The following is a 2,980-nucleotide window of genomic DNA, read 5'->3' on the forward strand; positions in this document are numbered from 1 at the left end:
GAAGACAAGGTCAAAGAGGACACCATCCTCGCGTCCAACACCTCGACCATTTCCATCACCTTGCTGGCCAAAGCCCTCAAGCGTCCGGAAAACTTCGTCGGCATGCACTTCTTCAACCCGGTGCACATGATGCCGCTGGTTGAAGTGATCCGTGGCGAGAAGTCCAGCGAAGTGGCCGTTGCCACCACCGTTGCCTACGCCAAGAAAATGGGCAAGAACCCGATCGTCGTCAATGACTGCCCGGGCTTCCTGGTCAACCGTGTACTGTTCCCGTACTTCGGCGGTTTCGCCAAGCTGGTCAGCGCCGGTGTGGACTTCGTGCGTATCGACAAAGTCATGGAGAAGTTCGGCTGGCCAATGGGCCCGGCGTACCTGATGGACGTGGTCGGCATCGACACCGGCCACCACGGTCGCGACGTGATGGCTGAAGGCTTTCCGGACCGCATGAAAGACGACCGTCGCTCGGCCGTTGACGTGCTCTACGAAGCCAAGCGCCTGGGCCAGAAGAACGGCAAGGGCTTCTACGCCTACGAGACCGACAAGAAGGGCAAGCAGAAGAAGGTGGCCGACCCGTCGGTGCTGGAAGTGCTCAAGCCAATCGTTTTCGAGCAGCGTGAAGTCACCGACGAAGACATCATCAACTGGATGATGATCCCGTTGTGCCTGGAAACCGTGCGTTGCCTGGAAGACGGCATTGTCGAAACCGCCGCCGAAGCCGATATGGGTCTGGTCTACGGTATTGGTTTCCCTCCATTCCGTGGCGGTGCATTGCGCTACATCGACTCGATCGGTGTTGCACAGTTCGTAGCCCTGGCTGACCAGTACGCTGATTTGGGCGCGCTGTACCACCCGACCGCGAAGCTGCGCGAAATGGCCAAAAACGGCCAGAGCTTCTTCGGTTAAGCGCCCCCAACTAGAGTGAGAGTGAACTTATGAGCTTGAATCCTAGAGACGTCGTGATTGTCGACTTCGGTCGTACTCCGATGGGCCGCTCCAAGGGCGGCATGCACCGTAACACCCGCGCCGAAGACATGTCGGCGCACCTGATCAGCAAACTGCTGGAACGTAACGTCAAGGTTGACCCGAGCGAAGTCGAAGACGTGATCTGGGGCTGTGTGAACCAGACGCTGGAGCAGGGCTGGAACATCGCGCGCATGGCGTCGCTGATGACCCAGATCCCGCACACCTCGGCCGGCCAGACCGTCAGCCGTCTGTGTGGCTCGTCGATGAGTGCTCTGCACACCGCTGCGCAAGCGATCATGACCGGCAACGGTGACGTGTTCGTGGTCGGCGGCGTCGAGCACATGGGTCACGTGAGCATGATGCACGGTGTCGATCCGAACCCGCACATGTCGCTGTACGCGGCGAAAGCCTCGGGCATGATGGGCCTGACCGCGGAAATGCTCGGCAAGATGCATGGCATTACCCGCGAACAACAGGACGCCTTTGGCGTGCGCTCCCACCAGCTCGCCCACAAGGCGACGCTGGAAGGCAAGTTCAAAGACGAAATCATCCCGATGCAGGGCTACGACGAGAACGGTTTCCTGAAAACCTTCGACTACGACGAAACCATTCGTCCGGAAACCACCCTGGAAAGCCTGGCGGCTCTCAAGCCAGCGTTCAATCCGAAGGGCGGCACCGTGACAGCCGGTACTTCGTCGCAGATCACCGACGGTGCCTCGTGCATGATCGTGATGTCGGCGCAACGTGCTCAGGACCTGGGCATTCAGCCTTTGGCTGTGATTCGTTCGATGGCAGTGGCAGGTGTGGACCCGGCGATCATGGGCTATGGTCCAGTACCGGCCACACAGAAAGCACTGAAGCGCGCGGGCCTTGGCATCAACGATATCGACTTCTTCGAGCTCAACGAAGCTTTCGCCGCACAGGCCTTGCCAGTGTTGAAAGATCTGAAAGTGCTCGACAAGATGAACGAGAAGGTTAACCTGCACGGCGGCGCGATCGCCCTGGGTCACCCGTTTGGTTGCTCCGGTGCGCGTATCTCCGGCACTTTGCTCAACGTGATGAAGCAAAATGGCGGCAACCTCGGGGTCGCCACCATGTGCATTGGTCTCGGCCAAGGCATCTCCACCGTCTTCGAACGCGTTTAAGCGTCTCGTCGATGGAAGCCGGGGCCCAGTGCCCCGGTTTTTGTTTTGGGGTTTTTTATTTATTTTTGAAAAGATTTCAGTGAGGGCCGAAGCATGCCGATACAACCTGGGCTCTACCAACATTACAAAGGTCCGCAGTACCGCGTTTTCAGTGTTGCGCGGCATTCGGAAACCGAAGAAGAAGTGGTCTTCTACCAAGCCCTGTATGGCGATTACGGCTTTTGGGTGCGTCCCTTGAGCATGTTCCTGGAGTCCGTCGAGGTTGACGGCGAACAGGTGCCACGCTTTGCTTTGGTGCAGGCCGAAGAAAGCCTTTTTACCAAGCCATAAGCTGAGTGCGCGCAAAACCCTGCGCTTGACCTCACCTTGTTGCCACTATATATAGCGGTGCCGCGTCAGGCGCCAACCGCCTTTCACTTCTCGAATTCAGGAATTTTCTGATCCATGGGCAAATCGCTGGTCATTGTGGAATCCCCGGCTAAGGCCAAGACCATCAACAAGTATTTGGGCAACGAATACGTGGTGAAGTCGAGTATCGGCCATATCCGAGACCTGCCCACCAGCGGTTCGGCTAGCGCCAGCAAAGAGCCTGCTGCCAAGCGCGGCAAGGCCGCTGCAGGTGAAGGTCCGGTGCTCACGCCGAAAGAGAAAGCGCGCAAGCAGCTGGTCTCGCGCATGGGTGTCGATCCCGATCATGGCTGGAAAGCCAAGTACGAGATCCTCCCGGGCAAGGAAAAGGTCATCGAAGAGCTGCGCCGGCTCGCCAAGGATGCTGACACCATCTATCTCGCAACCGACTTGGATCGCGAGGGGGAAGCCATTGCCTGGCACCTGCGCGAAGCCATCGGTGGTGACGACAGCCGCTACAAGCG

Annotated in this window: 4 protein-coding genes; all 4 read left to right on the plus strand. The window is 58.4% G+C overall.

Going from position 1 to position 2,980, the window contains the following annotated elements; genetic code table 11:
- Nucleotides 1–903 (plus strand): 3-hydroxyacyl-CoA dehydrogenase NAD-binding domain-containing protein (locus tag D8U18_RS12860; protein WP_241664324.1); only part of this gene is annotated, 903 nt, incomplete at its 5' end.
- 29 nt (nucleotides 904–932) lie between these two features.
- Nucleotides 933–2,108, plus strand: coding sequence for an acetyl-CoA C-acyltransferase FadA (gene fadA, locus D8U18_RS12865; protein ID WP_131107748.1), 1,176 nt, complete (start codon nucleotides 933–935; stop codon nucleotides 2,106–2,108).
- Between the two features lie 93 nt (nucleotides 2,109–2,201).
- Nucleotides 2,202–2,438: a DUF1653 domain-containing protein gene (locus D8U18_RS12870; protein WP_007986363.1), complete on the plus strand. Its 237-nt coding sequence runs from the start codon at nucleotides 2,202–2,204 to the stop codon at nucleotides 2,436–2,438.
- 114 nt (nucleotides 2,439–2,552) lie between these two features.
- On the plus strand, nucleotides 2,553–2,980 hold a 428-nt coding region (locus D8U18_RS12875), incomplete at its 3' end, for a toprim domain-containing protein (protein ID WP_241664325.1).

It is taken from the genome of Pseudomonas sp. Sample_10, from assembly GCF_004321495.1.
Taxonomy (GTDB): Bacteria; Pseudomonadota; Gammaproteobacteria; order Pseudomonadales; family Pseudomonadaceae; genus Aquipseudomonas.

What these genes read in the sequence shown, in the direction of transcription:
- D8U18_RS12870 (WP_007986363.1), top strand. Translation starts at nt 2,202, where the DNA reads ATGCCGATACAACCTGGGCTCTACCAACATTACAAAGGTCCGCAGTAC.
- fadA (WP_131107748.1), top strand. Translation starts at nt 933, where the DNA reads ATGAGCTTGAATCCTAGAGACGTCGTGATTGTCGACTTCGGTCGTACT.